Source organism: Sphingobacterium paludis, assembly GCF_004364125.1.
In the GTDB taxonomy this organism is placed as follows: Bacteria; Bacteroidota; Bacteroidia; order Sphingobacteriales; family Sphingobacteriaceae; genus Sphingobacterium; species Sphingobacterium paludis.
The window spans coordinates 543,628-567,804 of record NZ_SNZV01000001.1 but is presented as its reverse complement, the minus strand read 5'-3'; the positions used below and the strand labels follow the sequence as shown (position 1 = coordinate 567,804).

The 24,177-nt window shown below is 44.5% G+C and carries 27 protein-coding genes; 8 read left to right on the top strand and 19 right to left on the bottom strand.

Annotation, left to right across the window (positions count from 1 at the left end; all coding sequences use genetic code 11):
• The first annotated feature begins 16 nt into the window (after window positions 1–16).
• Window positions 17–268: a hypothetical protein gene (locus B0I21_RS02375; protein WP_133638726.1), complete on the top strand. Its 252-nt coding sequence runs from the start codon at window positions 17–19 to the stop codon at window positions 266–268.
• Between the two features lie 134 nt (window positions 269–402).
• Here B0I21_RS02375 and B0I21_RS02370 read toward each other — a convergent pair whose 3' ends face one another.
• Entirely contained in the window at window positions 403–1,893 is a 1,491-nt protein-coding gene (locus tag B0I21_RS02370; protein WP_133638725.1) for an acyl-CoA dehydrogenase family protein, read from the bottom strand.
• A gap of 526 nt (window positions 1,894–2,419) precedes the next feature.
• Between B0I21_RS02370 and B0I21_RS02365 the strand changes: the two genes are divergently transcribed.
• Together B0I21_RS02365 and B0I21_RS02360 are read left to right on the top strand one after the other, a co-directional pair.
• The gene (locus B0I21_RS02365) at window positions 2,420–3,559 is read left to right on the top strand and encodes a DEAD/DEAH box helicase (protein ID WP_133638724.1); all 1,140 of its coding nucleotides are present in this window, start codon (window positions 2,420–2,422) and stop codon (window positions 3,557–3,559) included.
• 36 nt (window positions 3,560–3,595) lie between these two features.
• The gene (locus B0I21_RS02360) at window positions 3,596–3,787 is read left to right on the top strand and encodes a cold-shock protein (RefSeq protein WP_037501947.1); all 192 of its coding nucleotides are present in this window, start codon (window positions 3,596–3,598) and stop codon (window positions 3,785–3,787) included.
• Window positions 3,788–3,916: 129 nt separating this feature from the next.
• Here the strand turns inward: B0I21_RS02360 and B0I21_RS02355 are convergent, their stop codons facing one another.
• Together B0I21_RS02355 and B0I21_RS02350 are read right to left on the bottom strand one after the other, a co-directional pair.
• Window positions 3,917–6,448 carry an ABC transporter permease gene (locus tag B0I21_RS02355; protein ID WP_133638723.1) on the bottom strand — a complete coding sequence of 844 codons (2,532 nt, stop codon included), beginning with the start codon at window positions 6,446–6,448 and terminating at the stop codon, window positions 3,917–3,919.
• Window positions 6,445–7,113 carry an ABC transporter ATP-binding protein gene (locus B0I21_RS02350; protein ID WP_133638722.1) on the bottom strand — a complete coding sequence of 223 codons (669 nt, stop codon included), beginning with the start codon at window positions 7,111–7,113 and terminating at the stop codon, window positions 6,445–6,447. The genes B0I21_RS02355 and B0I21_RS02350 overlap by 4 nt, the downstream gene beginning before the upstream one ends.
• Before the next feature lie 37 nt (window positions 7,114–7,150).
• On the opposite strand from B0I21_RS02350, the gene B0I21_RS02345 reads away from it, so the two are divergent.
• Window positions 7,151–7,843, top strand: coding sequence for an arylesterase (locus B0I21_RS02345; protein WP_133638721.1), 693 nt, complete (start codon window positions 7,151–7,153; stop codon window positions 7,841–7,843).
• 30 nt (window positions 7,844–7,873) lie between these two features.
• Here the strand turns inward: B0I21_RS02345 and B0I21_RS02340 are convergent, their stop codons facing one another.
• The 11 genes from B0I21_RS02340 to B0I21_RS02290 all read right to left on the bottom strand — a co-directional run bounded on the left by B0I21_RS02340 (window position 7,874) and on the right by B0I21_RS02290 (window position 15,857).
• Window positions 7,874–9,046 (bottom strand): metallophosphoesterase family protein, encoded by a 1,173-nt coding sequence (locus B0I21_RS02340; RefSeq protein ID WP_133638720.1) that lies wholly within the window; start codon window positions 9,044–9,046, stop codon window positions 7,874–7,876.
• A gap of 224 nt (window positions 9,047–9,270) precedes the next feature.
• Complete coding sequence (locus tag B0I21_RS02335) at window positions 9,271–10,140, bottom strand: DUF808 domain-containing protein (RefSeq protein WP_133638719.1); 870 nt, start codon at window positions 10,138–10,140, stop codon at window positions 9,271–9,273.
• A 123-nt stretch (window positions 10,141–10,263) separates the two neighbouring features.
• Window positions 10,264–10,452 (bottom strand): hypothetical protein, encoded by a 189-nt coding sequence (locus B0I21_RS02330; RefSeq protein WP_133638718.1) that lies wholly within the window; start codon window positions 10,450–10,452, stop codon window positions 10,264–10,266.
• A 167-nt stretch (window positions 10,453–10,619) separates the two neighbouring features.
• The gene (locus B0I21_RS02325) at window positions 10,620–12,254 is read right to left on the bottom strand and encodes a PepSY-associated TM helix domain-containing protein (protein WP_133638717.1); all 1,635 of its coding nucleotides are present in this window, start codon (window positions 12,252–12,254) and stop codon (window positions 10,620–10,622) included.
• A complete protein-coding gene (locus B0I21_RS02320) occupies window positions 12,244–12,543 on the bottom strand; it encodes a hypothetical protein (RefSeq protein WP_133638716.1) in 300 nt (99 codons plus the stop codon). Before B0I21_RS02320 ends, B0I21_RS02325 begins: the two co-directional genes overlap by 11 nt.
• A 3-nt stretch (window positions 12,544–12,546) precedes the next feature.
• Window positions 12,547–12,876 carry a hypothetical protein gene (locus tag B0I21_RS02315; protein ID WP_133638715.1) on the bottom strand — a complete coding sequence of 110 codons (330 nt, stop codon included), beginning with the start codon at window positions 12,874–12,876 and terminating at the stop codon, window positions 12,547–12,549.
• 107 nt (window positions 12,877–12,983) lie between these two features.
• Complete coding sequence (locus B0I21_RS02310; protein WP_133638714.1) at window positions 12,984–13,694, bottom strand: DUF4198 domain-containing protein; 711 nt, start codon at window positions 13,692–13,694, stop codon at window positions 12,984–12,986.
• Window positions 13,695–13,946: 252 nt separating this feature from the next.
• A complete protein-coding gene (locus B0I21_RS02305; protein ID WP_133638713.1) occupies window positions 13,947–14,414 on the bottom strand; it encodes an Hsp20/alpha crystallin family protein in 468 nt (155 codons plus the stop codon).
• Window positions 14,415–14,436: 22 nt separating this feature from the next.
• Window positions 14,437–14,730, bottom strand: a complete 294-nt coding sequence (locus B0I21_RS02300; protein ID WP_133638712.1) for a hypothetical protein — start codon at window positions 14,728–14,730, stop codon at window positions 14,437–14,439.
• Between the two features lie 239 nt (window positions 14,731–14,969).
• Window positions 14,970–15,293, bottom strand: coding sequence for a hypothetical protein (locus tag B0I21_RS02295; RefSeq protein ID WP_133638711.1), 324 nt, complete (start codon window positions 15,291–15,293; stop codon window positions 14,970–14,972).
• 12 nt (window positions 15,294–15,305) lie between these two features.
• Window positions 15,306–15,857 carry an RNA polymerase sigma factor gene (locus B0I21_RS02290; protein WP_243835921.1) on the bottom strand — a complete coding sequence of 184 codons (552 nt, stop codon included), beginning with the start codon at window positions 15,855–15,857 and terminating at the stop codon, window positions 15,306–15,308.
• Between the two features lie 223 nt (window positions 15,858–16,080).
• Between B0I21_RS02290 and B0I21_RS02285 the strand changes: the two genes are divergently transcribed.
• Window positions 16,081–16,494, top strand: coding sequence for an OsmC family protein (locus B0I21_RS02285; RefSeq protein ID WP_133638709.1), 414 nt, complete (start codon window positions 16,081–16,083; stop codon window positions 16,492–16,494).
• 395 nt (window positions 16,495–16,889) lie between these two features.
• Here B0I21_RS02285 and B0I21_RS02280 read toward each other — a convergent pair whose 3' ends face one another.
• Complete coding sequence (locus B0I21_RS02280; RefSeq protein ID WP_262708451.1) at window positions 16,890–17,189, bottom strand: 4a-hydroxytetrahydrobiopterin dehydratase; 300 nt, start codon at window positions 17,187–17,189, stop codon at window positions 16,890–16,892.
• A gap of 470 nt (window positions 17,190–17,659) precedes the next feature.
• Between B0I21_RS02280 and B0I21_RS02270 the strand changes: the two genes are divergently transcribed.
• On the top strand, window positions 17,660–18,001 hold the full coding sequence (locus tag B0I21_RS02270) for a hypothetical protein (RefSeq protein WP_133638706.1): 342 nt from the start codon (window positions 17,660–17,662) through the stop codon (window positions 17,999–18,001).
• Here the strand turns inward: B0I21_RS02270 and B0I21_RS02265 are convergent, their stop codons facing one another.
• A complete protein-coding gene (locus B0I21_RS02265; RefSeq protein ID WP_133638705.1) occupies window positions 18,002–19,063 on the bottom strand; it encodes an AI-2E family transporter in 1,062 nt (353 codons plus the stop codon).
• A gap of 222 nt (window positions 19,064–19,285) precedes the next feature.
• On the opposite strand from B0I21_RS02265, the gene B0I21_RS02260 reads away from it, so the two are divergent.
• Window positions 19,286–19,486 carry a hypothetical protein gene (locus B0I21_RS02260; protein WP_133638704.1) on the top strand — a complete coding sequence of 67 codons (201 nt, stop codon included), beginning with the start codon at window positions 19,286–19,288 and terminating at the stop codon, window positions 19,484–19,486.
• A gap of 86 nt (window positions 19,487–19,572) precedes the next feature.
• A complete protein-coding gene (locus B0I21_RS02255; RefSeq protein ID WP_133638703.1) occupies window positions 19,573–20,784 on the top strand; it encodes an NYN domain-containing protein in 1,212 nt (403 codons plus the stop codon).
• Window positions 20,785–20,848: 64 nt separating this feature from the next.
• Here B0I21_RS02255 and B0I21_RS02250 read toward each other — a convergent pair whose 3' ends face one another.
• The 3 genes from B0I21_RS02250 to B0I21_RS02240 all read right to left on the bottom strand — a co-directional run bounded on the left by B0I21_RS02250 (window position 20,849) and on the right by B0I21_RS02240 (window position 24,155).
• Complete coding sequence (locus B0I21_RS02250; protein ID WP_208292245.1) at window positions 20,849–21,346, bottom strand: glutathione peroxidase; 498 nt, start codon at window positions 21,344–21,346, stop codon at window positions 20,849–20,851.
• Window positions 21,347–21,437: 91 nt separating this feature from the next.
• Window positions 21,438–22,430, bottom strand: a complete 993-nt coding sequence (locus tag B0I21_RS02245) for an NADP-dependent oxidoreductase (RefSeq protein ID WP_133638701.1) — start codon at window positions 22,428–22,430, stop codon at window positions 21,438–21,440.
• 171 nt (window positions 22,431–22,601) lie between these two features.
• Complete coding sequence (locus B0I21_RS02240) at window positions 22,602–24,155, bottom strand: DUF6850 family outer membrane beta-barrel protein (protein WP_133638700.1); 1,554 nt, start codon at window positions 24,153–24,155, stop codon at window positions 22,602–22,604.
• Window positions 24,156–24,177: the final 22 nt, after the last annotated feature.

Sequence of the window (24,177 nt, the reverse complement as noted above, 5' to 3'; positions counted from 1 at the left end):
AAAATAACAATAAACTATGGCATTATTTTTCACCTTACAGGCGTCAGAAGACGACATAACACAAGTCTTTGGCGTGTCCAGCATAACAAACCTTGATGAAGAAGAAGATTTAGACGAGAAAAGGTTTACGCGCATCAAACTTTCGGGCGAGCTATACTTCGATGTGAAAGGATCCGTTCGTGAAGTAGCCGCCTTACTTAACAAACCCCAGAGCATTATTTACCTGGAACCGGAAGACACGCATTTTGACTATGCCCGCAGTAAGTAAAGCGTATAAATCGACATGTCAATTGGAAAACCAGTGCATAATAAACTAAAACGAGGAACTTATTTTGTTCCTCGTTTTTTATGCGCTTAACTATACGCAAAAAGATGATTAATATCCCCCCTTCGCGTGTTATTTTAAATGAAATCCATCCAGTTGGAAGCATCTTGATACTCCACAATCGGCGAGGCACTGTTAACATTGGAGAAATCAGACAATAGCTTACGAATATCCGTTTGCATATGTTTGAAGCTGTTCTCGAACAGGTCACTACGGAACCCTTTGCCAGTCATATCATACACATACTGCAGGGTGATCAAGCGTGCGATCACCTTGCCCAAAACGATAAGCTGCCGCTGTACCAAGCCGTCAGGCAACGTAAAGTCAAGTAATTTGGTAAACCTGTCGCCAATCAATTTGGTTTGCTCTAAGGACTGGATAAACTGACCGAGATTTGTCTGCTTTTCCTTTTTCATTTGCTTCACAATAATCTCCGCAATCTGCGTGTAGAGCATTTCGTTCGACCCCTCAAAGATTTGAAATGGACGGCTATCGACAATGCCGCGTCCGGCAACGTGATCAATTTTATATCCGCTTGAACCAGAAAGTTGCACGCAAATCTGTGCTGCTTCCTGCATCAAATCCGTTACCAAGGCTTTCATGGAATTTGCTTCTAAACCTTTGGTGGCAAGATCATGCTCAATACCGCTGATGGAAGCACTTCGAGCACACATTCCCGAACATAGTGAATAGGAAGACTGTATCCGCGATAACTGGTATTGCACGGAGTCTAGCTCCAACAACTTCTGTGCACCCACTTTTCGGTTAATACAGTGTTCCAAGGCTTCGTCTAGCATACGCTTTATAAAACCCATACCCATGCCTGGGAATTGTAGTCTGCTGCGGTGCAAGATGTCTAGCATCATCTTTATGCCTGTGCTATGCTGCTGCAACTTTTGATCGGCAGGGACGGTGATATCAATAGTATTTAAACCGTATGGAATCATATACAAGCCCAGATTATTGAAGTAGTGCTCGACGTGGATGCGCTGCCCATCCTTGTTGTTGTCTGTAACAAAGAAATCGATATCCCGGGCAAGCTCCCCTCCTGCGACTTGCTTGCGCGCCGCAACAAGCCAAAACTCAGCCATGCCCGTAAGCCCTTGCCAATGTTTTTGGCCGCTTAGGCGGTAGGAATCTTGTTCTTGGGTGTAGTAAGTCCGCATATTGAGAGCATCACTGCCGAAATCCGGCTCGGTGATCATCAATCCGCCCATCGCTTGACTTTCTAAAAATCTACTGAAAATATAAGGCTTAATGCTGTCTGCACCATATTTGGATAAGGGCTCCAAAAACAAAGCAATATTAATTCCGAAGGTCAGGGACAGGGGTAGCGATTCGTAAGAGGCTGCTGAAAGAATTCCAAGACATTCTTTTACCTGACTTCCACGACCACCATAAGCCTCCGGAATAGCCACCGATAAGGGCTTATGCTCCATAATTCCGTCCCATATCTCACTCGGAAGACCACGATTTACACTCAACTCATTAATATTAGACTCACTGTGGAAAAGACTGTGTAATCTTTTCTCAAAGCGATCTAAAAACACTTGATAATTTTCTTTCATATGGTTAACCGACGAAATGTATAGTATGTCGATTTTTGTAAATGTACAAAATAAAATAACTATTTAACGCAGGCACCATCGTGTCTATACGAGTGAATACGGTTTTACGGTAGCCAAGGCGCATAAAATAGATTGTTTATCAGTTCGTTAAAAACGAAATTCAAAATATAAAGTATTCCTCGAAGCAGGCTATTAAAATCGTTTTTTCGAGCGGTAATGGCTTTCCAACGGTCATGCTTGCACTCAGCCAAGAGCACTTCAACACAGCAAAAAAAATAAATAAGTGGTTTACAAAAAATTTAACTTACTTTTGTACCGTATTAAGGCTACTGCCTCTGCTATTTCTGATCGAGTGTAGCGTGTTCTCCTCTCGTTCAGTCGTCGCTTTATCAGCTGCCCTATTTAGGAAATCTAGTTTTAAGAGATGACTACAGTTGATTTAGTTTACAAAAATATTTAATTTAATCCCCCATTCGCTCGGTACTTATCACACTCGTATAGAGAACAATAAGATGGAGCATCCATCATGACATTTCAAGATTTAAACATTCTCCCACCCATATTAAAAGCGATTAGTGAAATGGGCTATAGCAGTCCGTCTCCGATTCAAGAAAAAGCAATTCCTGTCATTTTAGGGAATAACGACCTTATCGGCTGCGCACAAACGGGCACTGGAAAGACGGCAGCCTTCGCTATACCTGCTATTCAAAAAATCACGCAGTCAAAAGCTAAAGTAGCCGGTGCACCGCGCGTGTTGGTTTTAACACCTACACGTGAGCTAGCTGTTCAAATTGAAGAAAATTTTCGTTTCTACGGAAAATATGTACAGAGCAGACAAACGCTAATATTTGGTGGTGTTTCAGCCAATAACCAAATCGCCAACTTAAAAAAGGGAACAGATATTATTATCGCGACGCCTGGCCGTCTGCTGGATTTGGCGCGTCAAAACCAGATCAAACTTTCTGCTATCGAGATTTTGGTGCTGGATGAGGCGGATACCATGCTTGACATGGGCTTCGTGAATGATATTAAGAAGATTTTAACCTATCTTCCTACGAAGCGCCAAACGCTGTTCTTCTCCGCGACAATGCCTCCTCCGATCCGTAAATTTGCAACGTCCATATTGCGGGAAACGGTAGAGATCAATGTCAATCCAGTATCGTCTGCCGCTCCACTGATCGAGCAATCCGTGTACCACGTCGAGAAAACGGATAAGCCCGCCTTTCTTGTGTCCTTGTTAAAAACGGATGGTGCCCAGCAGACTTTAATATTCACCCGGACAAAACATGGCGCAGACCGCGTCAGCAAGATGCTGAACAAAAAGGGCTTTGATGCGCTTGCTATCCACGGAAATAAATCACAGAATGCCCGTCAAAAGGCGCTTAGCGAGTTTAAAAACGGCAAGGTGCAAATCTTGGTCGCTACGGACATTGCGGCGCGTGGGATAGATATTGAAGAACTACCCCATGTGATCAACTACGAGCTGCCGGAAGTTCCGGAAACGTACGTCCATAGAATAGGCCGTACCGGAAGAGCGGGAAAAACGGGTACTGCCGTATCGTTGTGCAGCAGCGAAGAGCGAAAGAACCTAGATGGTATACAAAAACTTACCGGCAATGTTATTCAAGTTGTTAAAAACAAGAATAAATATGCCGCCATGGCTTAAACAATAAAATAAAAAATAAATTTAATAACAATTATCATGCAAGAAGGAAAAATCAAATTTTTCAACACAACTAAAGGTTTCGGATTCATTACTCCATCAAATGGAGGTCAAGACATATTCGTACACGTATCAGGATTGATCGACGAAGTTAGAGAAGACGACAACGTAAGCTACGAAGTTGAAAACGGTAAAAAAGGTGTAAACGCTGTACGCGTACGCGTTATCTAATCCCACCATACCGTCAGGTAAAACGGCTCGCTGATTCCAATATGGAATGGCGAGCCGTTTTGTTTGGCAGCATACGCTCTTTGCGCTGGCTCGTCGATCGCGTTACCTAACGTCTGCCTCCCCTCTTTCTTAATCGGCCCGAAGTACCGTTAACGTAGGCTTGTTTAAAAGACCAAGGCTATTGAATACGCCAATTAACACGGTGATCAGCGTGACGCCAAATAGCAACAAGACAATAAACAATAGGGATGGCACAAAAACGGCTTCGAAAACAAATGCGGCAAGCACGTTCGTCGCTATGACCGCGATCAGTATACCGGTTAAGGCGGCGAACAGGCCTAAGAAAAGGTATTCGGAAAGCAAAATGTACCCGATCTGCTTTTTCGTTGCACCCAGTGTCCGTAACAGGACATTTTCTTTTAAACGCTGAAATTTACTAATGAGCAGTGATGACAGTAGAACGACTATACCCGTAAAAATGCTGAAGGAGCCGATGAAGGCGATGACGAAACCTATTTTGTCCAGCAGCTCGTTCAAGACAGCTATTAAACTGTGCAAATCAACGATCGAGACGTTGGGAAAGGTGCGAACTACATCGCGTTGCAATCCGGCAGATTGCGATTCGTCCGCCGTTCGGGTCATGAAGACATAAAACTGTGGTGCCGCTTCCAGCGAGCCTTTCGCAAATACCATCCTGAAGTTGGTCTGAAATCTGTTCCAGTCTACCCGCCGAAAACTAGCCACCTTGGCTGGCATCAACAGTCCCTGCACATTAAGCAAGAGCGTATCTCCTACCTTAACACCTAAACGCTTTGCATAGCCTTCTTCCAAGGATACCTGCGCAGTATCTAGCGGTGTAACCTCGCTGACCCATTTGCCAGCCACTAACGTCTCGGAGTCGGCCAAGGAGTCGCGGTACGTAGCCCGGACTTCGCCTTTAAACGCATTGGCGGAATACCCCAGCGTAGAATCCGCAACGACATCATGCAAGGCATGCCCGTTAATTTCACTTAATTGCAACGTAACGATGGGCACCTCCTCCATAACCGGCAGTCCCTGTTTTTCGATGAGCGTTTTTAATGCCGGTCGTTGCGCGGGTTGTATATCAAAGAGAACGACATTTGCCTGATCGGCGCTATTGCCCAAGTTAACGCGGGTAAGCAACATATCCTGCACAAAAAACAAGATAGCAATCAAGGCGGTGCCGAAGCCTACCGATAACATAATAATCGTTGTTTGGTTGCGCGGACGGAACAGATTGGACAACCCCTGCCGCCATACGTATGGCCATTTGCGGGGAAAGAAACGTCTGACAAGAAACATCAAAAGCGAAGCCGTTCCGTACAATAGCGCAAACGTGATGACAATGCCCAGCACAAAGAACAACGTTTGGATCCAGTCTTCGAGTTGCAGGCGTGAAAAGACGACTAAAAATAGAATAATGAGGAGGTAAATGGAAAGTTGCAGGCCGTCAAAACGCCTGCCGGGCACATCAGGAACAACGCGTAGCGTATTCAATGGCGAAACCCTCCGCACATTCGCCAAGGGCAGTAGGGCGAACAAAACTGAAATACTAAAGCCCAGGAAGATCCCCTGTAGCACTGCTCCCCAAGATATAGAAGCCGATAATGCAACCGGCAAAAACTCTTGCATAACAAATGGCAGAAGATACTGAATGAGTATACCCAGCACCGCACCGCAGAGCCCTGCTATCAACCCTATACAAGCAAATTGCACAAAGAATATGGCAAAAGTCTTTTTCGCCGTCGCGCCGAGACAGCGTAACGTAGCCACGGTTACCATTTTCTCCTGCACGTAAACGTGCACAGCGCTAGACACCCCGATAGCACCCAAAAGCAGCGCGGCAAAGCCCACCAGCTGCATAAAACGGGTAACATCGGCGAAAGAACGACCGGTATTTTCTTTCGTAGAGGCCACAGTAGCGACGCGCAGCTGGGTCTCCTCGAACCGTTCCTCCTGTTCATCGATGAAGGTTTCTGTGGGAAAGGATGTCGGCATTTTAAAATAGTAAAAGTATTCTACCCTACTCCCAGTCTGCTTTAACGCGGTTTGCGCCATTGCTTCCAACGACATCACGGCTGAAGGGGCCATGCTACTGGCAAAGGATGTACGCCCTGCCATTTTCAAGATGCTGCCACCAATGGTAAATATTTTCTCGCCGATCTGCACGGAATCACCCACTTGGGCATCAAATTGCAGCATCAGCTCATTTTCCAGCAGCAGCACCGAGGGATCGGCCAAAAGCTGGAAAGCGTCTTTAGGTTGGGTCTCTACCTCCCCATAGAATGGATAGCCGGATGAGAGGCCACGTACTTGTATCAACCGCGATTCGTCTCGCCGAGAAAAGCGAAGCATGGAGACGAAGCGCTCCTCTTTCGCGGCTTGCTCGCTTAACATTGTTATACTATCCATAAGGACTGTAGCAGCCTTGCTCGGCGCAGTTCGCGCAGAGAGCTCTAGGTCGGCACCCAGCAATTCGGCGGCTTGGCTATCAATATTTCGTCGTAGATCCGACTTGAAGGAATCCATGGCCACGAAGGCTGAGATACCGAGAATGATGGATGCTATATATAAAAACAAACGCGATCGGCTTCGACGGCTATCGCGCCAAGCCATAAGCAGTATCCACCGCCAACTCATCGTATCCTCCCCCCCTTTATCGGTACAATGCGATCTGTCTTTGCAGCAAGATCCAAATCATGGGTGACAAGCACTAAGGTTGTGCCGGACGAACTATTTAAATCGAACAGCAGGTTTTCGACAAGCGCTCCGGTTTCGGCGTCGAGGTTTCCTGTCGGCTCATCAGCAAATAAGATTTTGGGGCTATTCGCAAAAGCCCGCGCTAGCGAAACGCGTTGCTGCTCGCCGCCGGAAAGCTGCGAGGGATAATGTGTAGCACGCCCGGCAAGCCCCACTTTGTCTAAAAGATCCAGCGCGCGCGCCTTCCTATTTTTCATGCCTCGTAGTTCCAGCGGCACCATCACGTTTTCTAAAGCAGTTAGCGTGGGCAACAATTGGAAGTTTTGAAAAACAAATCCAACATGTTCATTTCGCACAGCAGCTAATTGATCTTCATTAAGTCCAGTTAAGCGCACACCATTCAAAATGATTTCGCCAGCGGTAGATTGATCTAGACCAGCACAAAGTCCCAGAAGCGTAGTCTTACCACTCCCTGAAGGACCAACAATCGCCAAGGAGGTACCTGCCTCCATGGTCAAATCAATATCGCTTAATACATGAACAGCCGCACTGCCGCGGCCATAAGATTTTGATACGTTGTTTAACGCTAATATAGTTGATGACATATTTGTCGTTTAATTACTTTGTCAGTAAATTAGTGATATGATTTCACTTTATAAACACTGCCTGTTTCTTTTCGTTGTCATTTTTTCAATTGCTTGTACCCATAGTGGTCAAGGCACGCGCGATGAACCGACACAAGATACCACCGTAGCATCTCCAGCCAAAAAGGAAAGCAATAAGACCATTTTGTTTTTTGGAAATAGCCTTACGGCCGGATATGGTCTCGACGATCCACAAGAAGCCTTTCCGGCACTGATCCAAACAAAAATAGATGCGTTGAACCTGCCTTATAAAGTCGTGAACGCCGGATTGAGCGGAGAAACCAGCGCTGGCGGTAATGAACGCATCGACTGGCTTTTAAAAAACCCAGTCGATATCTTTGTCTTAGAGCTGGGTGCTAATGATGGTCTTCGGGGCGTAGAACCTGCGAACACCTATCAAAACTTACGCAGCATTGTGAAAAAAGTGACCGAGAAATATCCATCATGCAAACTTGTTTTGGCCGGTATGCTGGTACCGCCCAATGTAGGAAAACAATACTACGACGAATTTCAAGCCATATACCCTGCCTTAGCCAAGGATCAAAATATGCACTTGATCCCTTTTCTTTTGCAGGATGTAGCCGGTGTACGAAATCTCAATCAGTCTGACGGTATTCATCCAACCAAAGAAGGGCAGGTTAAAGTGGCGGAAAATGTTTGGAAAACCATCCAACCCTTATTACAGCCTTAAAATATACTAATTTAAATAAGGTAACTCAAGCTATGCTCTATATTCAGAAACGACGTCCGATGTTTGCGCATCCCGATTGATTACCACAGAAAACCGATCAAATAGGGATGGCGCTACGCTTTGCAAATCTTTTACTGCTTCGGGCAGTATGTAGTACTCGCCGTGTATAAGTAATCCATCCGCCGAGCGCTCGACACTTACTTTCAGGAACCCATACCGATCTTCGCAAAAAGATGTTAGCGAAATCGTCCCCTCTTTGACCTGAATGTCTTCGACGAATTGGTCATCGGTCGTTGCCACACGATGCAGATCTACATAGCCGCCCGCACCTGCTACAATAAAGGGTACGGTTTGCCCATCGTTATAGGTGCGGGAAAAGCGCTGATAGTTGTGCACATGTCCGCTGAACACGATGTCGGGCCGAGTATCAGCTTCCTTAAATGCACTTTCCAAAAAGTCTATCATCTTCACACTGGAGCCGTGATTCGTATCGGCGGAAAATGGAGCGTGATGTATACAAACGATGATCGCTTGCTCGTCACGGTAGTTGCGGGCATGTTTGAGCTCGTCGATAAACCAAGCCCGTTGTTCGGCATCGATTACGCCGTGCTTTGGCGTGTTGGGATAAAGACCAATAAAACGAGCAGTCGGCGTTTCCAATGTCCAATACACATGCGGTTGGATCATGCTTTCACGGACACTTCCATTCCCAAAGGCGATGAGCCTACGTTCCGTATCGCAAAAGACATCCATAAATGCCGCTAAACTCTCGTAAGGTTGTTCACTCTCGGGATTGATATCGCCGTCATGATTGCCGGCAATCGCAAAGATAGGCGCCTCGTAGCGTTCATATGGCTCTAAAAATTGTTTAGGGTAAGCCGATGCTTCGCCATGGTTGTATACAATATCGCCAAGGTGATATAGAAAAGCTGGCGTGTTCTCGGCATGTACCTCCCGGTTACTCTGTCCGTTTAAAATATGAGCAACCACAGCTTGAAATGAAGAGTATCTTGGGCTTCCTGTATCGCCAAGCATATGGAACGAAATTTTATCCTTAAACGTATCCGCCGCATCCGCTATTACGGCTTCCAGACCCAGCCTATACGGGTATGGGCCGGTAGGCGATGGAAGCGGCTTGAATTTATGGGAATCGTCTACAACCTCTTTCAAAACCACCGCACTTTTTACTCTGTTTTCTTTCATCATTCAAATATAAGCAAGCAATAGTAAGAACAGGTTAAAACCGTAAGGCTAGGGCCTCAGCTTATTTCGATGTTTTTTTTCGCAAGAAAGACGCAGGAGATCATCGACACCGCATCAGCAACTCCATAAGCAATGAGCAGCCTGCCGTTCAACCGATTCACCATGCACGATCACTTCTCCCGTTTAACCGCCCATGCTTTTTACATGCAGAAGCATTTTATGCCCTACCTTGTAGGACGACCATTAAATAGCTTTTTAAAGATGCTGACTACCGCGACAACCGCTAGCCCTGCGAGCAGACCTATGCCTATTTCTTTTACAATAGACGGGAGGCCGGGCATCAGATCATGGAAAAAGGCAATATTATGTACGAAAATACCACCAGATACCAATATCAAAGCCACCGTACCAATGACAGCCAATGATTTGATAATGATGGGAAGCGACTTCACCAGCAGGTGACCTAATTTTGACCAAAAGCCCTTATCGTCGGATTTTTTGATCAGCGCATACCCGGCATCATCCATCCGCACAATCAAAGCAACTATCCCATAAACGCCTACCGTAGCAACAAGTGCAACCACAGATACCGTCAAAATTTGCACAGTAAGCGTGCGATCCAGCACCGTACCTAATGCGATAATCACAATTTCTACGGACAGAATAAAATCAGTCATGACGGCTGACTTGATCTTGGCATTTTCGAGGTCTGTACCATTCTCCTTGCGCTCCTCGATCACTTCTTCGCCGGTCTTGGACCGATGAAAGATATATTCGATTATTTTTTCAACGCCTTCATACGCCAAATAGAATCCCCCTAAAATCAGGATAACCGTAATGGCAATAGGAAAGAAAACGTTGAGCAAAAGCGCAATGGGTACAATAATGACCTTATTTAAAAGGGATCCTTTTGTGATCGCCCAGAGAACGGGAAGCTCCCTCGAAGAGAGAAATCCTGTCGCTTTTTCGGCGTTAACCGCCAAGTCGTCGCCAAGAATTCCTGCTGTTTTTTGCGTAGCCACCTTACTGGCTACCGCAACATCGTCCATTAAAGCTGCAATATCGTCGAAAATTGCAAAAATCCCTGATGCCATGTATAGTTATTTACGCGCTAAAAATATAAAATATTATCGAATTCCCATCGACCAAACAATAGCTTAATCGATTTGTAGACACCGAACAGGAGGCGGATGAAAAACCCTTTGAACAAGGTAAGTCTACCCCTCTCGCAAGCGCGCTCTGTATGCCTGTTGATCAACAGCTTCGTGGTTGATGTAGTAGGCTATACTTTGGTTTTCCAACTGATCTATACTTTCCAAAGCCGCTATCTCCAGCAGCTCATCGCCGTTCTTCAACTTCGTGGTTTTTTCTATACCTCTCTCTGTCGTTACTGTGACTTGTTCCATAATATGTACTTATTTTCTTGATGAACAAGCAAACGCAGTAAAACGTTTAGTTCACCAAGGTGCGGGCTGCCCTTTATCGTTACCCATACCCATTCATCGCACCCATAAAAAAAACGCATCTGCTATGGTTTTTGCAGATGCGATAGGCGCGCTAAAAGGCGAGACCATTATTTCTTTGCCAACACCTGAAATGGCTTAGCCTGCTTTTTCATTTTGAGAAAGGCGTAGAGGCAACAGATCGACAATACGATGAATAAGATGTCAATAAAAAAGATGTCTGTTGCACCCATCCGCCAGGTATTCCACAACCAAAGGCCTGTACGCATCCCATTTGCGATCGGCACGGCGAAACAGGTGATGATGGAAAGCACGAGTACATGCCGATTCATACGCGCGAGGTTGCGCAACGCCATCAGATAAATGCCCAACAGAAGCCAGCTATAGAAATACAGCTGGTAAATAACCGATTGATTGATCACGGGCACCACCTTGAGCATCACGAAGGTAAATGCTGTGACGGGCAGCATACTGAGACATCCGGCCAAAAAGAAATTCGACGCCCAGAAATTAAATCTACGTTTGTAAAGAGGCACATTGGTTTTATCCCGCGCAACCAACCAAATGACGATGCCTGATATGATGACCATACAGCCCATTAGCCCCAATATAAAGAATACAATTTGCAAAGGCTTGCCCCCGAAATCACCAAAGTGCAAATGGTAGATTAGACTTTTTACACCGTCGACATACGTACCATCGTCAGTAGGAGATTTATAAGAAAGGACCTTCCCTGAAGCAATGTCCTGCAAGGCGTAGCCCGAGCCAGAGAAGGCAGCGGATGATTTCGGTTTGAATTCAACCCCTATCTGCATGCTTTTATCCAGAAAATTGCGGATGTACATACGCGAGATCGTCGCGTTCGGCCAGGTAGACTCCCATTTCGCCACAAAAGTATTCAGATCGAATGGACTATCCAGTGGAGTGTAGGTGTAGTCAACCTTGATATTTTTATTGAACAACATATCTTCATAGATCTGTTCCTCATTTCCTTCATACAACAATTTGCTGAACGGAGCAATAAGCACAAAATTGACGATAAGAACGATGCCTGTAACCGCGAATACGAATTGAAACGGAAAGCCAATAACCCCGAGGGCGGTGTGCATATCTGTCCAGACGGTTTTCCACTTACTAAATGGTCGGAAGAGGAAGAAATTCGTCTTGATTTTCTCCCAATGAAGAAATAGGCCGGTAATCAGCGCAAACAGAAATAGGAATGATACAATACCAGCCAGCAAATAGCCAAATGGTGTACCGATATGAATGGGCAACTGGTTTAATTGCGCGAGGAAGTGCAAACGATACAGAAACTCACCCATGTCGTACCCTTCCGCATAGGACGTCGGCGTTTTATCAGCAAAGTAATACAAGAAATACGCAGCATCCTCATTCGCAGCACCTCGCCCTCTTCTACCTTCTTTTTTCGCGGTAGCTTTCGGTTTGCTGATGATGGTATCTTGCGAAGTGCTCATACTTACGTAAGCACCTTGCGCTTGCTTGAGGTAAAAGAAATCAATATTGCGACCGCGCAGATCATACTGCTTGCCGAGTGAGTCTAACAGATAATTGTAATCAGCCGATATCGGTTCCGCCTTGGTCGATTTCCCTTTTTGCCAAGCGGTAATATTATCTTTGAAGAAAGAGAAGGAACCGGCAAAAAAAATAACATAGAGAAGTGCAGCGATGATGATGCCGCTGATGGTATGCGTATGGAAATAGATATTATATTTTCTAGGATCCATAATTAAAATTTGTGGTGCACAAATAAGGTATTAAAAAGAGCAGCGTAAGGACGATGTAGGTGAGCCATACACGCCATACGTTTTTAGCCACAAACGCCCATAGCAACAAAAATGCCCACATGACATAACCGAGAATGAACGATGTTACGACTACAGCATCTTTGGGTAAAAATGTGGACATAGCGAGATGAAAGCTAATCATGACGGTGTATCCACCACATGTGCCTGCCAGTATTTTACTGAGGCGTAGAAAAGGCGACTTCGTTAAGTATTTTTTATTTGCTGGCATGGCTTAAAACAGCAGTTCGAACAATAGACTGATAAAGAATAGGGAAGCAATTCCGATACGGCTGATATACCGAAACGGAAAAAAAAGCACGCAAACGCAGCCAACGGCCATCAGCATAACGATTGCACTAAAAATTCCGCTCCCAATGCCTAATAACAATATACTTAGCAACGTAGCCAGTGCAAACAGGATTCCTGTAACAAGCCGACAGGCGCCTAGTTGCGTACTCATGCGTAGCAGGTAAGGATGCTTCTCCGGCCAGCTGATCCGCTTGGACGTGTTCATCAGGCAAAGGAAGCCTGCGAAAAAAATAAGGATGATAAAGGTAAACATAACGTGGAGCTATCAGGGTTCGCTGTAACGGATGTAGATAAATAGGTGCTAGCGTATGTTGTGCCGTAACGTGCGGTTCCGGCACAACATACCCATAGTTCTCTTGCTTACTTGACTAAAAAACTTGTTGTAAGTCCTTGCCAAGTCGCGGTATATTCCTGTCCATGCCAAGTACCTTTCACCTCCTCGCTGTGACCAAATTCTGCCACATACTTTCCTGACCAAAGTACATCAACCAGCGCAATGCCTTCGGCATTTGTTTTAAAAGTTTTTGACCAACCTGCTTCGGACATCAATAATACATCCTGATCCTTCACCGGCTGACCATTATGTGTAACATGGAGTGCTACTTTACCGCCTTTTTTTGGCGCATCGGTACCTACAGTAAGTTGGTAGGGCAGCTTACTTTTTGCTACCGCGCTCGACTTGCCCGCTTGAACGGCAATTTGCGAAGTAAACTCATAGCGCGTTTTTCCGCCCAGATCTTTGGTAGGATGCGAGGTGTAGATAAGATAAACACCATCTTCCGTTGGCGTAAAGCTGGATACGAAATGGTCACCTTTATCCTGCAAGGTTAATTTTTCTTCGGATTGATCAGGTTTCACGACTATGACTTCCAATGCTTTTAGATCGGAATACCAGGCAGCTATCTTTTCCAATTCGCCCGTGGCATACTCGCCGTAATACACACGGACTTCTTGGGCCTGTCCTTTCGTAGCTTTTGCGGAGCTTTCCAACCAAATAGCATGGGCTGAAGCCTGTTGTGTGCCTAACACGAGTGCAATAAAAGCAAGAAATAAATAAGGTAATGATTTCATTGTATGTAATTTAACGTATTAAAATGCGCTTAACTCCCGGATCGTCCCCCGTACCAAAGGGCAACAATCTGCGGTTTGTTTGGGCAAATATAAACAAACTTTTGTTATTTAGAATTAGTATAATTAAATTACATAAAAAGTTTCATCAAAGGTAGTTCCCCGATTTGTGAGCAGGATAAGCGGAACCTGCCCAGCGCACAAATAAAAAAAAGCAACCCGAAGGTTGCTCAATGAATACAAAGGGAATACCGTCTAATCTATCGTCACTACCCTCGCAGGCTTTATCGCTTCGGGGTTTTTAGGTAAGATGACAGTCAATACACCTTCCTCGAAACTTGCCTGAACGTTGTCGGTCAGCATGTGTTCGTCCAGCTTAAAGGCGCGGCGGAAGGAAGATGCTGCATATTCCTGGTAACTGAAATGGAGTGGATCGCTGTCGGTAGGCTCATCGTACGACAAATACAAGGTAGCATTCTCGATAGCTACCGTGAAAAGTTCCTTTTTTCGGCCCGCAGCAAATAACTGGACTTCGAAATATTCCGGGTGCTCGAGAATATTAACAGGTACTTCAGATTTCGCCATCGGCGGTGTCCGATCTCCTGCTGTAGCGTGCATATCAAATAAATGCTTCTGTATTCTTTCCAATCGCTCACGGAATCCTCCGTTGCATACGCTGGACCGATGCTGATCCATGGGAATATGTTGATCTCTTTTAAACATAGTGGCTAAAAAAATAAAAGGGTTATCGGATAGGGATTATTGCTGGCTTAGCCGCGCGCCCAGATACTGGCACCGGTATGATAGCATGTAACGTGCCGTAAACATGCTTCGCCTCTGCATGGTCGGCCGCAAACTTACGGTTTTGACCTACTGATCGCTTTTTATAAAAATAGGCCATGGCCAAGGCGACCAATGCGCCTGCGCATGCGATAAGCAGCATAATTTTGACGATGGCTATAAGTAGAAAACCAACCAAGCCGATGAGTATCATTCCCCCCAATAACCGGGGTAGTGCGTGTTTGAATCTGTTTTTCATTTTTTTAATTTTAATAAATCATGGTGAACAGCGAAGCTATCTTGTTGAGTCCTGCAGTGACGTATTTGGATATGCTCGGGTTCTTATTTTAAACTATTAAAGGCCTTTATGGAAGTAGACGCCTGTGCTGCTTGTTTACTTTAAATGCGCCTAACTTTAACGGTATTTATTTATGCGCGTTATCAGCGGCGCCTAAGGTCAGGGGCCGAAAATGCTTCGTCCCTTCACAGCACGTATCATTAGCAATTAAAACGATCCTCAAATCGGCGGCGCCATTCGCTTTTTAACTTTTCTTTATCCTCTTCGCTGATTGCATCTTCGTGCTCGACGCGCTGCCTTATACCCTTTTTTTGTTTGCTAAAGCCACGTCCGAACAACATGCGCGATAAGACAAACAGTCCCAAGGCCTCCCAATAGCTGATTGCCCGTAATCCAAAAATATCGGTCATTAAGGCATTCCATAAAAACTGTAGCAAGGCTAACAGTAGGCCGGCACCAAGAATTATTGCAAAGAAAACAAATACAAATTTGCCCTTCTTTTTTCCTTTAGTTGTAAATCCCATGTGGTGTATATGTTAATCGTGTAATTCGTCGTACAAACTCCGCAAACGCAAACGCAAATGTTTTACGGCGTATCCTTTTCTGCTGATAATGGTTTTCAGCTTCTCGTTTTCCTGATCTGCAATTTCTTGCAGCGTCATGTCGTCTATTTCGTTCATGATAAAAACAGTCCGCTGTTTTTCGGGAAGCTCAGCCAATGCTTTCATTAACTCATCCCAGAAAATATCTTTGAACATTTTAAGTTCCGGATTTTGGGAATCATCTGCGATCAAAAGCTGGCGAATGGGAAAGCTTTCCTCGTCGTTTCCCTCGAGCATATCGTCTAACGTTTCGACCTTCTTTTTACGGTAGTTATCGGTAATCTTATTTCGCGTTACCCGGTATAACCATGCGCCGACATTTTCCAAGTCGTCGATGTTGGTCAATCGACTGAACTGAACCCAAACCTCTTGCAGAATATCTTCCGCATCCTCATCTTTCTTTACCCTGCCTTTCACAAAACGTAAGAGCTGACCGCTATAGGTCTTAATCAAATCTGCTACGGATTTGGAATTTCTGTCTGCCATCTCTAAATGCTGTGAAACGTCCATGTTCAGTAAGACGTCTGTCGTTAGTAATTACTTTAAAAATAATAATAAATATGGCAAAGCACGATGTCAACACGCAAAAGGCAATTCGCAACAGCCATTTTAGGTTGGATGGCACAGGCCAACGGTATTTTTTTATGCACAACACGCACACCATTTTTCATTTGGATTGTTCTACAGGCAAATCAAAATTTATATTTCTATGAAACGTAAAGCAACCGCCGTTTGGAACGGAACCGTAAAAGAAGGACAGGGACACCTTACCACACAAAGTACAGTCCTAAACGAGACACAATATTCTTTCAATAGTCGATTTGCCGATGGTATTGGCACCAACCCGGAAGAGCTTCTGGCTGCTGCGCATGCCGGATGTTTCACCATGAAGTTAAGCTTGGATTTGACGGAAGCAGGCTTCACTCCTGAAGAGCTGCAAACGGAATCTGTTATTTCCTTAGATAACGGAAAAATTGTAAAATCGGAGCTAACGCTATCCGCAACTGTCCCTAACATTACGGACGATCAATTTCAGCAAATTGCGAAAGGCGCAAAGGAAAATTGCCCGGTAAGTGGCGCTTTTAGTTTTGAAATTACGCTGAATGCGACCTTAAATCCGTAACGGATACGCATCAAAAAATCGTATAATAAAATGGATCAAGATTTTTGTCCGCAGCACCAACTTTTGGGTAACAGGACCTTTAGTGTCGCTTCGACGTGTACGATGTAAGATTCATTATTTATAAATTAGGTTAACAATAAAGCTTGAAAATCCCGGAACCATAAATTCCGGGATTTTTGTATTGGATAAGGGAGGCCTAGAAAAAAAATGAAAATAAATTTGCACTTAGTGTATAAAATACACTATATTTGTCTCATCATAATTTAGGTTTATAATTGGTTAGCTAAAGGTTTTCATTCTCCCCGTTTGAAAACCTTTTTTTTTGCATAATGTCTTCGCAAAAATACCGCTACTGCCGATCCAGCAATTCCAAAAAAAACATTTCCAGGGCTACACTAGTTGATTAATTTTGTAATGGCTTCTGCAAGCAATGTATCCTTCGCTGTAACGATATGCCCTGCATCGTGCGTGCTTAACCAAAGTTCGACGTTGTTATACGTGTTTTTAATGGTAGGATGATGCTGATGTCTTTCTGCCAGCATCGCGACGCGCGTTACGAATGCAAAAGCTTCTGAAAAATCTGAAAACCGAAAGCTGGCGTATAGCCATTTATCTCCTTCTTGCGACCACATATGTGTTGTATTAAGTGACTGATTATCTTTTACAACAAACGATTTCGGCGCGTAATTGTTCAACTAGCAAAATCGAGTGTAAATGAAAAACTACATTTTAAAAGCTTGATTTGTAGCCAATAAAAAAAACGTATAGTTTCGCTCTATCAAAATTGCTAATCGTTTTTTTCACATGATAAACTGAATACGATGGAAAGAAAAGTAATACAAAAACTCATTAAATTATTCGTCCTTTTTTATGTTGGGATCAATTTAGTAGGGCTAGGTCTGGAGTCGAAATTTGATGAAGATATGTTTAATTTTTCATCCTTGATATTTGGGGTCTTATTCATATTTACCGCAACCGCATACTGCGTGATCAAGTGCGTTATCACCTATCTCCGTTTAACGACCGCATCAACACAAACATCGCAACGATTGCCATAGACAACGTATCACATCTCCCTTTATTATTTTTTGGGGGAAAGATCCGTTGTTCATCAATTTATTACGGTTTTTTCATGCAGATAATCATCGACATTTCTTGCAAAGCGATGTCGAATGTAATATCTTTGGTTCAATCAGGTGTTTATAAACCGGAAATCCATCACAACAAAGGGCAAGGATCTCAGGCATATTTTATTATCACGCAAAGCTATTTAGGGTTGAAGAGGAAAGTCATACAGCGGGTTTTGATGTTCACGGCGTTTTTTTACGGTGGGCTACACCTTACGTTTATGGGCTTGGCGCACAAATTTACATCCGTCTCGATCAATTACATCTCCATCGCTATCGGCCTGATCGCTATGCTTACGGCGCTGAGCTACTTTGTCATAAAATGTATTCTATACTACAGAAAGCTGACAGCCAAAAAAGGGGAAGAAAGCGAGTCCTAATTAATCACCGATCAGATGTCCGTAAGGTTTCAGCGGGTCTACATTATCAAAGATTACTTTAAAAATTCCGAGCAGCGGAATAAACAGAATCATACCTGCCGCGCCCCAGAGCATCCCTCCTAACAATAATACCATAATCGTAAACAAGGGCCCCAACTTCACTTGTCCGCCCGTTATTTTCGGCGTCAACACATAACTATCCAGCTGTTGCACAGCAGTAAAGAAGATGGCAACCACAATCGGCAACGTAAGCGTATCCCCCGTCACCAAGGTATACAACACCACAATAGCACCGCCCGCCACCGAGCCTATATAAGGTATAACGTTAATCAACGCCGCTAGAATAGCAAAAAATAGGGCGTTATTTACACCAATAATGGTAAGCCCAACAAAGTAAATGATGGACAGGATAAGCACAACTAAAAATATGCCGCCTACATAAAGACTGGATACCTTCGTAATTTTTTCTACGATGCTGCGGGCATGGCTCACCTCATTAAATCCGGCGTGTTGACTGACCAGCTGAAACACGAAGCGTTTGATACGAATACGGTAGATCAACATTAAAATGGTGTAGATGGTAATGATCAGCATATTCCCTAACACGGAAACGGTGGAAAAAATGGCTCCACCCACCATTTTTCCCGCCGAGCTGGACCACTGCGCAATATGTTTGTTGAGGTATTCCTTCTGCTTTAGCTTCGATACATGAAACCGATCCGAAACAAAATCATGCCCCTGGTCGAGCATCTCGCTGACACGATCGCCAATAATGACTAAATCCCCGCCCAGACCAACAAGTTCCTTCACTAAAACGTAGAGCACGCCGACGATCATCAACATCGTGACAAGCACGACCAACACCGCTGCCCAGCCGCGCTTCATGCCCCAATGCTCCAGTCGGTGGCATACAGGAACCAGTAGCATAGCAAATAATCCGCTGGTTACGATGGGCACTAGAAAAGATTTTGCAAAATGTAATATGGTAAATAAAAGCACTAAAAAGATCAATACCTGATTGAAACTACCTAATACCGTAAGTTTTTTAATGCTTTCCTTCATCTGCTATAGAATTTTGGTCTCCCAAATAACAACCGTACGCGCACAATTGTTTCGTATCGCATCGAACTCCCCTAGTAAGGAATCCCAGAGACGCTGGGTGATTAGCAAAACTGTCTTAAACAAGCCCGTTAAGATAGGATGACTAAACGTGTTGGCAGGTTTTTTGACTGCTAGCTACCGTATAGTACAACGATTAGCAATATAATTATCTACTACGACCCTGTGGTAGGAAAAGAAAGGCTTCTCGAAGCTATGGAAGCCTATGATGCAAAACTTCTTTTTGATTACGAGAACTTGCATGGTCTGGCTATACAAATTTCTACAGCAAAATCGATCGAAAAAGCAATAGCTCATTTTAAAAAGGTTCAGGGCGTAGTCAGCGTCAGTCAGGATGAGCTGATGCAGATTACCAAGCCCGAATAGTAGCACTTGCAAACACGTCGGGAATATCGTATTTTGTCCTATTCCGGATTGAAATCTGGAAAGATTGTATTACATACAAGAGCATAATGGCAAATCAAAAAGATTTAAAAATAGCAATACTGATCGATGCAGATAATGTATCATCAAAGAAGATCGAGGAAATATTGAATGAGGTAAACCGCTACGGAATTCCGACCATCAAAAGGATCTATGGCGATTGGACAAGACCATACGTGGAGAACTGGAAAAACAGCCTACTTATACACGCCATAACCCCCATCCAGCAATACAGTTATACACAAGGGAAAAACTCCACCGACTCGGCATTAATTATCGACGCGATGGATATCTTGCATTCTGATCGGGTGGATGGATTTTGTATCGTTTCTAGCGATAGCGATTTTACCCGCTTGGCCACACGCCTACGGGAGTCGGGCAAATTGGTCATCGGTATTGGTGAGCGCAAAACGCCAAAGCCGTTTATTGCGTCCTGCGATAAGTTTATCTATGTAGAGATTTTGGAGAAAGTCGCCCCTGCAAAGAAAACCCCAAAGAAGAATAACCATACAACGCCTAAAACGCCGGCACCGGAAGCCCCATCGCCCGAAGATAGCTTGGTCGCTGCGACGCGAAACGATCTTGCGAGCGCCGAACCAGCAGCTCAGCCCGAGGAGCTTGACATCAGCGAGCTGGATGATGACACGTTACTTATGCTCAAGGATGCCGTGGATGACACGGCCGACGAAAATGGATGGGCATTTCTCGGTGAGATAGGCAGCTTGATCTTGAAAAGAAAGCCAGATTTCGATGCGAGAAATTACGGGTTTGAGAAGATCTCTCATTTGTTTAAATCAAGAAAGGATGACTTTGAAATCGATGAGCGCTCCAATGAAAAATCGCGCAACAGACTCTATTACATCCGAAACATCATCGTTAAATCGTCCGCTGCTACTCCTCCAGCGCCGGCAGAACCGGAACCCCAAACGCCAACGAAAGCTGTGCTCCCATCGCGCGGCAATAAAATTACGGCGGACGACGTCAAAAAGAACCAAATACGCATTACGAAAGATTTCAAATCGCTATTTCCAAACCGGACCAGAAAGGTTAAAGTTGTTATCGTCAATGAATTTGAGTGCCGGTTCTCCTATCGAGGAGATCGATCACATGTCCTTAATCTGGGTAAAGTCGCCGCAGCTGAACTCGAACTGCAGGAAGGAGCTTCTTATGCCCTAACCAAGCTTGACGAGTTTGTCTACAAACTGGAAAAGGTCACGGAGGCTGATACGAAAACCGCATGAGATTCTCCTTGACAGATATGAACCCTTAACAAGTGATTGCCTTGCTGTACCGACAGCAGGGCAATCACTTATTCAGTAAATCAACAATATCCTTCTCTAACTTCGCCGGTTTGGTAATCGGCGCAAACCGTTTGACCGGCTTACCGTGTCGATCGACCAGAAATTTGGTAAAATTCCATTTTATTCGGTTACCCAATATGCCTGGTAGTTTGCCTTTAAGGTAGTTAAATACTGGATGTGTGTGCTCACCATTTACAGCACATTTTTCGGTAAGCCGAAAGGTCACGCCATGATTTACTTTACATGTTTCTTCCATAGCTGCATTGGTCTCTGGTTCTTGTCCGGCGAATTGATCACATGGAAAACCGAGCACAACGAGACCTTGATCCTTATATTGCTGATACAATGCTTCCAATCCCTCAAACTGCGGAGCCAAGCCACATTTCGTGGCCGTGTTTACAATAAGGACGACTTTCCCTTCGAAATCCCGCATAGCGATTTCTTTGCCAGCCGGAGATTTTGCGGAAAAATCATAAAATGATGATGATAAAGCTTCTTTCATTCTTGACGATACAAGCATTAAAGATACGATAATTGATCGCTTGTCGACGACAACTTATTTTATAAATATGGCGCAGAGCGCCATCAAATAATCAGATTTTCACGACCATCTTCCCAATGTTGTTGCCTTCAAACAGACCTTTGAAAGCTTCGACGACGTTTTCAATACCTTTTACTTCAGAATGCTTTTCCTTGATCAACCCTTTTTTCAGCCAAACCGCCATTTGCGATTCAAATTCGGGCAGGCTGGCCGCGAAGTCGTTATACAAAAATCCGCGGAGCCGTATTCGTTTTGCGATGACCTGCGAAAAATTATAGAGACTCAAGCTTTCTGCTTTGTTGTATCCCGAGATCATGCCACATATGGCAAAACAAGCGTCCACTTTGGCATTGCCAAAAGCAGCATCCAGATGATCGCCGCCTACATTATCAAAGTAGACATCAATTCCTTCAGGCGCAAAAGCTTTCAGCTGCTCGTGCACGGGCGTTTCATCTTTATAATCGATCACATGATCTGCACCTAGACTTTTAACGAATTCCACCTTTTCCCGGCCGCCGGCAGATCCGATAACCAGCATGCCCATCGCCTTGGCAATTTGCACCACCGTAGATCCTACTGCGCCAGCCGCGGCAGATACAAATACGGTTTCCCCCGGCCGCGCACGGGCAACGTGCAACAAACCAAAATATGCTGTGGCGCCCGTCATCCCTAAGATGCCCATGAAATATACCTCGGGCAGCCCGCGCATATCTACTTTCTTGACCTTATCTTCACTGACGACAGCTTCATCAACCCATCCAGAAAAATTAATCACAAGATCACCTTTCTCAAACCTATCAGATGCCGATTCGACTACTTCACCAAACGACAGACCATCGATGACACCATGCAATGCATAAGCCTCGGTATAGCTATCTTCGTTCGCACTCATCTTCGGCCGCATATACGGGTCCACAGATACATAGCTGTTCCTTACCTTAATCTCCCCTTGCTTCAATCCCGGCAGCTCAACTTCCTTCAATTCAAAATCACTGTCTTTGGGTAGCCCATCGGGCCTGTTTTTTAATATCCATTGCTTACTCATGCTGTTATTATTTAACTATCAATAGATCGTATAGATAAGGAACGATAAGCAAGGGACATTGGTTTTATATTACCTTTCTAATTAAAAGATGTATAGCGGCCGGACGTTTTCCAACCACAGCGCGAAGAGTACAATTACCGGCGTACATTCCCGTTGCGGCAAAAGGATTTACTAAAAAAATGCGGTTATCCTAACGCCAGCCTGGAAGCGATCGTCGCCGGGAATAGCAATATAATTGGTACCATTTACTTTCGTACTGGGCTGCCAATAGTCAGCATACACGCCGAGCACCACATTTCCGAACTGCACATTATTTAGCTGATAGTCCAGGCCCGCCCCTACCCGGTATGATGATGTTGTGTAATAAAGATGGTTATGTTGCATGATCGTCTGCGTAAACGTTGGTATAAACACCGATGGAAGCGAAAATTCGGAATCCAATACATGATTATATGAAAGACAGATGCGAGGAATGATGGCTGCTTTTACCGCCAATGGTATTTGCTGATTGATCTCCAAAGCAGGTTTAAGGCTTTTATAGGCTAAGCTAATGGCTACAGAACCATCTTCAGAAGCTGTGGATTCGTATCCAAGTGCCGCTTTAATGCTTATATTTTTAAACCGATCTGAAGCTTCGAGCAACAACGTCTCCTTTCTGTACACATAATTATTTTGTGCTATTTCGTAATTATAGTCCCGTCCGTCAACAACACCCGCATGCAATCGATACACGCGCGGACTTGCATCGGAAGCGCTCGTTTTCAACAAGACATCCAAGTCATAAGCATTTCGCTTGTACTTATTTAGTGGCGTATAGGTTAAGGGCGAACTGTCATAAAATTTAAAAAACTGCTGCTCGTAACGCCATCCAGCTTTTGCAAATACCTTGTGGTCTGTAAAGACTTCACGCGAGAACAAGAAGTCGGTACCATATCGGATAAAATCATCATTGTAGCGTATATCGCGAACCTGATCTTTCGCACGACCAAACCCGTTCATGTAGTAGTTGATGTAAAGTGGATCAGCGGTGTTATTTGCGTATTTATCGTTTTTATAGCCAACGCCTACGCGCTCACGTCCATAGCCATATAAAAAATTTACATGTATATCTCCATTTGGAAATACCCGCCCCACTGCCGCAGACAAATCAAACTGAAAATCAGCTACACGGCCTCTAGGGTCGTTGTTTGAAAAATGGTTCCCTACACGATAGTCCACACCGACGGTCATCGGCAAGCGTTGCCGGTCAAAACAGTATTGGACAATAGCCTCCATGCTGTATATATTGCGCTCGTAGTAGTTGTTTTTGAGGGATCCGAAATACACAGGCGCGTCTGTATGCATACGCGTTTGGTGTCTTAACCGGGTACTATCCTCCATCGCGCGATAGTAGTTAAATTTTCCCCATACGGAAAAGCCTCCCACATTTGTTTTGCCTTGCGTACTTAGTTCGAGCGCACGCAGCTGCGTCGCTCCTTGTGCATCGATCCAGTTTCCCTTTGCCAAATAAGCATCTGCATCTAGGCGATTAAAGTTGTTCTTCACTTCGTCCTTTAACCATACCTTGTTCAGCACCGCGAAATGGTAAAGCTGCTGCCAGCTATACGATTGTGCATAGGCAGCATGAGAGAGACTATCTATGGCTGTACTTTGCGCTCGAACCTCGCTGCCACGCATGCTCCATAGCGTTATGAAAAAAATGGATAAAACAAAAGGTATTCTCATCGTTATCGTCTTAAGCAGGCAG